The sequence below is a fragment of the Kitasatospora sp. NPDC127060 genome (genome assembly GCF_042724935.1).
In the GTDB taxonomy this organism is placed as follows: domain Bacteria; phylum Actinomycetota; class Actinomycetes; order Streptomycetales; family Streptomycetaceae; genus Kitasatospora.
The window spans coordinates 142039-148468 of sequence record NZ_JBHXEG010000010.1 but is presented as its reverse complement, the minus strand read 5'-3'; the positions used below and the strand labels follow the sequence as shown (position 1 = coordinate 148468).

Annotated in this window: 4 protein-coding genes; 1 reads left to right on the top strand and 3 read right to left on the bottom strand. The window is 77.0% G+C overall.

Annotated elements, in window-relative coordinates; genetic code table 11:
• Positions 1-33 precede the first annotated feature (33 nt).
• Complete coding sequence (locus tag ACFWIS_RS09095; protein WP_380460050.1) at positions 34-969, bottom strand: hypothetical protein; 936 nt, start codon at positions 967-969, stop codon at positions 34-36.
• Between the two features lie 242 nt (positions 970-1211).
• Positions 1212-1646, bottom strand: coding sequence for a DoxX family protein (locus ACFWIS_RS09090; RefSeq protein WP_380460052.1), 435 nt, complete (start codon positions 1644-1646; stop codon positions 1212-1214).
• Between the two features lie 707 nt (positions 1647-2353).
• Between ACFWIS_RS09090 and ACFWIS_RS09085 the strand changes: the two genes are divergently transcribed.
• Complete coding sequence (locus ACFWIS_RS09085; protein ID WP_380460054.1) at positions 2354-3457, top strand: NADH:flavin oxidoreductase/NADH oxidase; 1104 nt, start codon at positions 2354-2356, stop codon at positions 3455-3457.
• 63 nt (positions 3458-3520) lie between these two features.
• Here ACFWIS_RS09085 and ACFWIS_RS09080 read toward each other — a convergent pair whose 3' ends face one another.
• Complete coding sequence (locus tag ACFWIS_RS09080) at positions 3521-6316, bottom strand: hypothetical protein (protein ID WP_380460056.1); 2796 nt, start codon at positions 6314-6316, stop codon at positions 3521-3523.
• Positions 6317-6430 lie beyond the last annotated feature (114 nt).

Below are 6430 nucleotides of genomic sequence, written 5' to 3'. Positions count from 1 at the left end.
TCCGGGGTGTTCCCGGGCGGCGCCGCCGCCGGTTCACCAGAGCTCGGAGTCCTTGACCCGGGCGGGGTCCAGGAGCTTCAGCGTGTAGAGGTAAGCCCCCCGGACCTCCATCAACGGGCGCCGGGGGTGGGGCGGCAGGGGGTCGTCGCGTTCGATGCCAGGGGGCAGTCTGCCGGTGACCGGTCTGAGCGGACGCCTGTCCTGGAAGGCCAGGTACGTCCAGAAGTCGGCGGCCATCGGCGCGGCCGCCACGCCCGGGGGCGTGGGCCAGAGCTCTCCGGTCTGCGGGTGGTACGGGACCACGGCGATGTCCGGGAGGGGGCCGGACAGCGGCCGGCCCGGTCCGGCCAGGACCGCGCTCAGGGCCGGGCGGCTTGACGGGGGTGCCAGTTCGCCGAGGAGCCTGCCGAAGGCGTCGGCGCACGGGCCGCCGGAGAAGGCGACGGGCACGCCTTCCGCGGCGTGGACCAGATGGGCCAGCGTCACGGAGGCCTCCGCCTCCCAGCGGATGTTCCACTCCCCGTCCGTCTCCAACGGCGCCGTGGCGCAGGACGGTTCGGTGAGCGAGGCCCAGTCGGCGACCGGACGGGACGGGCCCACGGGGACGGCCTGCACCGCGTCGGGCACCAGCCAGGTGGCCTGCCACAGCGAGCAGGCGTCGACCCTGGTGGCGACCTTGCGGCCGCAGCCGACGCAGGTGACGTTCGGGCCGTCGCGGCCGTCGATGCCGCAGCAGGCGCCGAGTTCGAACCGCTGGACCAGCTCGGTGCCGTCGGTGTCGCCCGGGGCGATCACGATCGACCACGGCTCGCCGTCGGGGCCCTCGTCGACGCCGTAGGTGCCCGCTTCCATCAGGACCGGCATGCGAACGCCGTTGCCGTACTGGAAGCCGCCGTGGACGGGGAACGCGACCCGCGACAGCGCCACCGTCAGCGCGGTGCCGCACGCCCTGCACTCGAAGACCTCCACGCCCGCCCGCTCCCCCTCGCCGCCCGCCCCGACGGGCGAGTATCACCGTCCGGGCGGGCGGGTGGCCAGCGGGTTTCCGGGCCGGGCCGCCGCGGACCGGGCCTCGGTGGCCGGCCGCCCCGCGGCCTCGGCCGGTCCAACGCCGCCTGGGGCTTCGAGCCGCCCGGGGTCCTGGGCTCCTTGTACGCCGACCGGGCCGACCGGGCGGAGGAGTTACTGGCCCGGGCCGCCGCGGGCGGCGGTCAGACGGAGAGGGCGGGCTCGGCGGGCGCGCGGCGCAGGACCCGGCCCAGGGCCAGGGCTCCCGGCCCGACCGCGGCGATCAGCAGGAAGGCCCAGCAGAACATGACCGAGGGCTCGCCGCCGTTCTGGATCGGCCACAGGCCGTGCTCCTGGTGCACGCTGAAGTAGGCGTAGGCCATCGACCCGGAGCAGACGAGCGCTGCCGGGCGGACCGCCAGCCCGACGAGGACCAGGAACCCGCCGGCCATCTGGATGACGGCCGCCCACCACCCGGGCCACTCTCCGACCTCGGGCGCCTTGCCGTGCGCTCCGCCCAGGACGCCGAAGAGGGTCGCCGCGCCGTGGCACACGAACAGCAGGGAGACCACGATGCGGAACAGCCCCAGCACCAGGGGGCGGGCACGTTCGGAGAGCGGCGCGAGGGCGAGGGACACGGGAACTCCTTGGGCCTTGGGGGGGGACCGGATGCGCGCGGAGACTCCGGGACAGTGGGGGACTGCCCGGAGTTCTTGACGCGGGAGCGCCAATTCTGACGAGACGTCAGGCCCGGTGCCAGGAGCGCGAGCCTCTGAGGTTCCTCTGAGTTCCGCGCGGCGCTCCCCCGGCCCGCCCCGGGACGGGTCCTGGGACACGAGGACGTCGGGACCGTGACGGCGGCCGGTCCGGGGGGCGCCTGCTGGCGCCGGGCGACCTCGGCCTGCCGGCCGCCGCCCAGGACGTCCCGCTCCCCGACAGTCCCCCGCTGGCCCCCCGCAGCACCCTGCGCGGACTGGCGGGCGAGCTCACCGCCGGGATCACGGGCCTGACCGCCATGGTCGAGCGGGAGCCCGGCACCGTGCCGACCGACAGCGCCGCCTCCGGCTACGCCCACCGGAGCCTGCTCCCCCGGCACCCGCGTGCCGGCCCCGGGGGAAGCGGATCCGGCGACCGTTCACACGCACGGCATCCCCGGCGCCGTGCGCCGCTGGTGAGCCCCGGAGACCCGGGGCTCAGCGGCGGCGCGCAGCAAAATATACGGCTCTTGCAACTTAATCGGACCGCAACTATTGTTGAAGCGCATAAAGTTCATCAGCAATCAGCTGCGCGCCCACCGGACCCCCGCCCGGCGGCGCCGGCGGCGCCGACCTCACGGGAGTCCCACATGAGCAGCACCCTCTTCACCCCGTTCACCCTGCGGGACGTGACCGCCCCCAACCGGGTCTGGATGCCGCCGATGTGCCAGTACAGCGCCGCGCCGGCCGGGGAGCGCGCCGGGGCGCCCGACGAGTGGCACTACACCCACCTGGCGGCGCGGGCCGCCGGGGGCGCCGGTCTGATCATCGTGGAGGCCACCGCGGTCAGCCCCGAGGGGCGGATCAGCCCGTACGACCTCGGGCTGTGGAACGACACCCAGACCGAGGCGTTCCGCCGGATCACCGCCTTCCTCAAGGAGCAGGGCACCGTCCCGGCCGTCCAGCTCGGCCACGCCGGGCGCAAGGCCTCCACCGAGCGGCCCTGGGTCGAGCGCGGGCGCGCCCTGAGCCCCGAGGAGGAGCACGGCTGGACCCCGGTCGCCCCCAGCGCGCTGGCCTTCTCCCCCGAGCACACCACCCCCGATGAGCTGACGGTCGATCAGATCGGCGTCATCGTGCGGCAGTTCGCCGACGCGGCCCGGCGCGCGCTGGCGGCCGGCTTCCAGGCCGTCGAACTCCACGGCGCCCACGGCTACCTGATCCACCAGTTCCTCTCCCCGCAGAGCAACCGCCGCACCGACGCCTACGGCGGCTCCTTCGAGGGCCGGATCCGCTTCGCCCTGGAGGTCGTCGACGCGGTGCGCGCGGTGTGGCCCGAGGAACTGCCGCTGTTCTTCCGGGTCTCCGCCACCGACTGGCTCACCGAGAACCCCGAGGACGGCCGCGAGGGCTGGACCTCCCAGGACACCGTCCGCCTCGCCAAGGAGCTCCAGGCCCACGGCGTGGACCTGCTGGACGTCTCCACCGGCGGCCTGGTCCCCGACGCCCGGATCGAGGCCGCGCCCGGCTTCCAGGTGCCCTTCGCCGAGGCGGTCCGCGACCAGACCGGCCTGCCGGTGGCGGCCGTCGGGCTGATCACCGACCCGGCCCAGGCCCAGCGGATCATCACCGACGGGCGCGCCGACGCCGTGCTGATCGGCCGCGAGCTGCTGCGCAACCCGTTCTGGGCCCGCCACGCGGCCGGCGCCCTCGGCGGTGAGGTCCACTCCCCCGTCCAGTACCACCGCGCCTGACGGCGCCCGACGGCATCTGACCCCGCCCGGCCCCGCCCGCTCCAGGGCGGGGCCGGCGCGTGGTCAGGGCCGGTCGCCAGCGCGCAGTTCGACGGCGAGCCGGCGCCGCCCGGCGACCGCCGTCTCCAGCGGCACGGCCAGGCAGGCCAGCAGCGCCAGGCCCGCCGCGGGGAGCAGCACCGGCAGTGGCGCGGGCCGCAGGGCGTCGCCGACGGGGACGCCGACCAGGGTGGTCAGGTCGAAGGCCGGGCCGAGCAGGGTCGCGGCCGTGAGGGCGGTCAGGGCGCCGCCGGCGGCGGCGGTCAGGGTGCGGGGCAGGGCTTCGGCGGTGATCAGGGCGAGGCCCTGACGGGGCCGCAGGCCCATGGTGCGCAGGCGGGCGAGGAGAGCGGCGCGTTCGGGGGCGGCCCGTAGCAGGGTCAGCAGGGTGGCGAGGAGGGCGAATCCGGCGGCCGCGGCGGCGGCGTAGCGGAAGAGCCGGCCGGTGGCCTGCTGGAGCGGGTCGTCGGCGAGCTGGGCGGCGAGTTCGCGGCTGCTGGTGACGGTGTAGCCGGGTGGCAGGCCGTGGGTGGCGTGGCCGGCGGCGGTGGCGTCGTCCTGGATGAGTTTCAGGATGCCGGTGGGCTGGGTGAGGCCGTGTTCGCGCAGCAGTGTCCTGACCTGTTCGGGGTCGATGTCGCCGACGGCGAGCCACCGGTTCGCGGGCCGCAGTTCCGGCAGGCGGGCGGTGGCGGGGCCGGCCGGGACGATGACGAAGGGCTGGCCGGGGTCGGGCAGGGCGGGGGTGGCGGTGACGGTTCCGGCGACGGTGGTGGGCAGGTCGCTGCCGGTGTTCAGGTGCAGGGTGGGCGGGCCGGCGGCCAGGCGGGCGGCGAGGTCGCGGCTGAACAGCGCGGGCACGGGGGTGGCGGGGCCGCCGGGGGCGGCGGTGAGGGCTGCCGGGTCGAAGGCGCCGGCGCCAACGGTGCGGGCGATCTCGGCATAGGCGGCCGGGTCGGCGACCACCACGGTGACCTTGGTGTAGTCCGAACCGGCGCCCAGGAACAGGGCCTTGGGGTCGATCCGGACGGCGGTGGCGGTGCGCAGGCCGGGCAGGGCGGCGGCGGCCTCGGTGAACGCCGGCGGCACGGTGGCGTAGTCCGGGAGGGATATCCCGATGTCCCCGCCGGTGCTCAGGCGGGCGGCGCGCAGCCGGCCGTGGTCGACGGCGTCGAGCACGGCGGCGCCGAAGCCGGTGCCGGTGACGGCGATCAGCAGGGCGAGCAGCGGCAGCGCGGAGGGCCGGTGCCGGCCGGCGGTGTCGCGGGCGGCGCGGGCCAGGCCGAGGAAGCCGATCAGGCCGCGGCCGCGCCCGGCGAGGGCGGCCAGCCGGCCGATCAGCAGCGGTTCGGTCCTGGCCAGCAGGAGTCCGCCGGTGACGGCGAGCAGCAGTGGGGCGGCGATCAGCAGCGGGTCCGGGCCGGCTCCGGGGTGGCCGACGCCCCGGCGGCGGACCTCGGCCACCGCGGCGGCGGTCACCAGCGCGACGGTGAGTTCGCCGATCACCCGGCGCGGGCCGCCGACCGGCCGGCGGCGCGACCACAGCAGGGCGGCGCGGGCGGGGAAGGCCAGCAGCGCGATCAGGGTCGCGGCCAGGGCCGCCAGCACCGAGCGGTCCCACCGGGCGGTGGGCAGCAGCACCAGGGCGAGGACCGTGCCGAGCACGGCGGCGGGCAGGACGGTGACGGCGCCCTCGGCGAGCAGCCTCCCCAGCACCCCGGTGCGGGAGCCGCCGCGGGCGCGCAGCAGCCGCAGTTCGGCGGCGCGGCGGTCGGTGGTGAGGGCGGCGGCCAGGAACAGCACCACGGCCGCCGCGCCCGCGACGCCGGCCGGGCCGATCGCGGCCAGCGGCAGGGCGGCCCGGTAGCGGGCCCGGGCCCGGGTGAGGGTGTCGGGCAGGAAGGAGGAGGCGCGCAGGTCGGCGCGGCCGGTGGCGGCGGCGGGTGCGTCGGCGGCGGGGCCGGCGAGCAGGGAGTCGACGGTGGCGATGGTCTGGTCGAGCCGGTCGGCGCGCAGGGCGGCGGGGTCGACGGGCAGCCGCCAGAAGTTCTCGGCGCCGCTGCCCCAGCGGGCCAGTGCGTCCAGGTTCGCGCCGTCGGTGAAGCCGGTGGTCTGCCAGCCGTTGTTGCCCTGGGGGTCCAGGCGCAGGCAGGCGCGGGCGGGGCAGCCGAGGTCGTCCCAGTACGGGTCGGCGGGGTCGTCGACCCGGTAGAGGCCGACGACGGTGGTGCGCCGGGGGCCGGTCACGCCGGCGCCGTTGTCGAGGGTGTCGCCGAGGGTGATGCCGATGGTTGCGGCGGCCTGCTCGCTGATCACGATCGGCAGCGGGCCGTCGGCCGGGGCGGGGGTGGGCCAGGTGCCGGCGGTGAGGGTGGCCCGGTCGGCGAGGCCGTCGAGGTGGAGCAGTTCCAGTTGGGGCGCGGTGGCGGCGGCGAGCCGGGCGTAGCCGGGGTTGTTCAGGGCGCCGCGGAGGCGGGCCCGGGTGCCGCGGGCCTCGCCGGCCGTGGTCAGCGGCAGTGCGGTGGCCAGGCGTGCGGTGAGGGCGGTGCGGACGGCGGCGAGGTCGGCGGCGGTGTCGGTGGGGCGGGTGTGGGAGGTGTACTGCAGGCTGCTCAGGTGCAGGCCGCGGTGGCGGACGTAGTCCTGCAGGGCGGCGTCGGCGCCGCGGTCCTGGACCCTGGGCAGGGCGGCCGCGAGGAAGACGGTGACGAGGGCGAGGGCGGCGGTGAGCAGCGCGGCCAGGGGGTCGGCGCGCAGCCTGCTGCGGACCCAGTGCGCGGGCCGGTGGTCGGCGTCGGTGGTTCCGGCGCGGTTGGTCACGGTGTCCTCCCCCTCCGACTCGACGGCTGGGGGGCCGCGGGGGTTCACGGGGGGTTCACGCGGTGCGCCGGCGGACGGGCGTGCGGCCGTGGGCGGCGGCTCGGCCTGGGCCGC

Coding starts and splice junctions, on each gene's coding strand:
- ACFWIS_RS09085 (WP_380460054.1), top strand. CDS start 2,354: ATGAGCAGCACCCTCTTCACCCCGTTCACCCTGCGGGACGTGACCGCC.